Source organism: Mycobacterium sp. SMC-17, assembly GCF_045310915.1.
Classification (GTDB): Bacteria; Actinomycetota; Actinomycetes; order Mycobacteriales; family Mycobacteriaceae; genus Mycobacterium.
Genome location: NZ_JBJIAK010000122.1, coordinates 1 through 2,399 on the forward strand (window position 1 = coordinate 1; position 2,399 = coordinate 2,399).

Annotated in this window: 3 protein-coding genes; all 3 read left to right on the forward strand. The window is 56.5% G+C overall.

Annotated elements, in window-relative coordinates; translation table 11 throughout:
• Positions 1–770 (forward strand): hypothetical protein (locus ACJH7A_RS30260; RefSeq protein ID WP_406803301.1); only part of this gene is annotated, 770 nt, incomplete at its 5' end.
• Between the two features lie 189 nt (positions 771–959).
• Positions 960–1,586 (forward strand): hypothetical protein, encoded by a 627-nt coding sequence (locus tag ACJH7A_RS30265; RefSeq protein ID WP_406803302.1) that lies wholly within the window; start codon positions 960–962, stop codon positions 1,584–1,586.
• Between the two features lie 289 nt (positions 1,587–1,875).
• On the forward strand, positions 1,876–2,382 hold the full coding sequence (locus ACJH7A_RS30270; protein ID WP_406803303.1) for a hypothetical protein: 507 nt from the start codon (positions 1,876–1,878) through the stop codon (positions 2,380–2,382).
• Positions 2,383–2,399: the final 17 nt, after the last annotated feature.

Below are 2,399 nucleotides of genomic sequence, written 5' to 3' on the forward strand. Positions count from 1 at the left end.
TCCTCGTCGTACTTCTTCGGCATGATGCGAACAACCTTCCCTCGAAAGAAGGTGTGCATCAAACCCGGGGTGGTTCAGTTTGGGATTTTGTAGATGAGGTTGGGCAGCGCCACCGTGTGGTGTTTGAGGCCCGCTCGTACAAGTCCGACATCAAACAGGGTCAGCTGCATGCGTTTCGGTCTGTGGTAGACGACATTCAAAATCAGACACGCCCAGTGATGGGAGTGATGGTGACGACAGCTCGATACCAGGCCGGCGCGAAGGCGGTGGCGTCGACCTACGGGGTTGTCGTCCTGGAACTTCGCGAGCCGGGCGACGGCGAGCTTGACGGCCATCTCCAACAGATCATCTTGAAGGCCGCTCCAGTGGCCGCAGTCGTGGAGAATGTCAGATTCGACGCCGTCGAGCTGCTTAGCGAGAACCTGGCTAGCGGAGTAGCTACTCTGGGCTCTTTCGAAGTAGTGGGGGCTGACGAGCAGGCAATCGCGGTGGGCCATCTTCTTTGCTACGGCGAGCTGGGAACACCGAATGAACTTAGACCGGTACACGAAGTTAGGCGTGATTTCGACCCACCTGCTCTGCTACGCATCGAGGGGCACGAGGCCGCGCGGATTTGTGCGGTAACCGCGGCCGTCGGGGACTTCGTCGGGCCGCCAGTGACGGCAACCGTTGCGGGGCCTGAGGCAGTCGCGTGGCTTCTCTGCAATGCATTGACTGGGGCCAAGGCCTGGATCGCCGAAAATGGTGAGTGCTGGCTAATAGGCTCTTAGCGCAGAAGTGTCTGGAAAAGGCGATTCACGATTGGCTTGTGGACTACTGAATCAGGAGGTCAGCATCGGCGATGATCGCTGGCAGGTCGGGGTAGGTCGCCGCATTCTCGCTGATGCGATGCTCCGACGCTGGCGGTTGAAATGGGCGTCGTGCCACGTATATAGCCAGTGAATGGCACGATTGGAGCCATGACGAGCACGGAGACAAAGGCAAGCCGACCGACGATCATCGGCCACTTCTCGCACAGCTTCGTTGAGCTCGACGATCCTGAGCGTTGGACATTTTTCGTTTCTCACTCCGACCATACGGTGAGGCGGCTGGTCGTGTTTGTTCATGGCTTTCGCGGCGAATCCGTGGGCACTTGGCTGGACTTCCCGCTGATCGACGCTGGCCGGCCAGAGAATTTGTGGTGGGCTGAATCTGACTTGCTGTTCATCGGCTATGATTCGATAAAGGAGAATATCGCAGGTGTTGCGAACCGGATTCGGAGAAATCTGCCGCGGTTCTACCCAAGTTTGTTTGCAGACGTCATGAAAATTTGTGATTGCCCGGCTCGGTCAGACATATCTACACCGTATGAGGAGCTGTATCTGGTTGGCCATTCCTTGGGTGGCGTAATCCTGCGTCGAGTGCTCAGTGATGTAGCGCAGCAGTGGCTAGACAGCGGTGGGTCTGAAATTGACAAACCCGCGCTCTTAGACGCAAATGCTCGACTATTCAGCCCGGCGAGTGCCGGATTCGAACCATCGGGTTGGCTTGGACTACTTCGCGCTACCGGGATTTGGGACAGGATGATCGAGATTATCCTCCCATAGACCTCCAGTCAAATTCTGTCGTACTCCGAGAGATTAAGGACCGGACCTTGGGTTTGATAGGCAGACATGGGGCAGAGCTGTCTGCGCTCCGGGCTCATATTGTATGGGCCAACCCGGATGGAGTAGTGATAACGGAGCGCTACGGGACCGACTATGTGGACTCGTCCTCGGATGGCAAGGGCCACATCTCCATATGCAAGCCGCAGAACGACAAGTACGAGCTGCCATGGGCGTTCGTGCAGACGGGACGGTCCGAATAATGCGTCACGGAGATATACAGCGATACCGCTTGGCGGCATTGCAATCTCCGCTTTTGAAGCGCCTGGCGGATACCGCTAGTTCGGTAGAGGGCACTGGCGCGCTCGTGGGCGTCGATGTTGAATCGACCGTCGGACGAGCTGTTGCCACTTTCGTCCGGGCGATCGCTCCAGCCGTCGGGCCTGACAACGTATCCGACCTTCCCCTGCCGAGCGATTTCAAATACGAACCGCGCGGAGGGGCTGTGTTCTCTTCGTTTTCAATGGACGACAATTCTTACACTTCAACAGAACTCTTATTGACGTTTGATGACTTCGGATTGCTGTTGGCTGGTGCGCGGTGCGAATACTACTCACATGACGCACTAGATATGCTGATCGGCTTGCTAAGTGAACATATTCCTGCGCTCGCTTCGTACTTCGCAACGGTGGTTAACCTTCTTTCACGCCCGTCGATCAAACGCTTATTCGGTGAATCGGTGGAGGAATTGTCAATACCTGTGGATCGGCTTGTTTCAGGCGACCTCCGTTCCAGTTGATTCGGTCGGTGCCGAGT